Origin of the sequence: Pedobacter sp. UBA4863 (assembly GCF_002399615.1) — a bacterium.
GTDB lineage: Bacteria > Bacteroidota > Bacteroidia > Sphingobacteriales > Sphingobacteriaceae > Pedobacter.
Genome location: NZ_DHDZ01000039.1, coordinates 5967 through 6177, shown reverse-complemented (window position 1 = coordinate 6177; position 211 = coordinate 5967).

The following is a 211-nucleotide window of genomic DNA, read 5'->3' as shown; positions in this document are numbered from 1 at the left end:
TTTAATAGTTGCGTCTTTTCGACAACCTGCAAGGAGGAGAAATCTAACTTTTAGTGGTTGGTTGGAGCAAAGAACAAAGAGCAAAGAGCAAAGATTGGTTGCGTTCATCAAACCGTCTTTGCGAGTTTACGAAGCAATCTCATTGTTTTTCCACTCATACCGATAAATCGGTACAGGTTAGCCGGCTGGGCCTATAAACTTTGTCTTGATA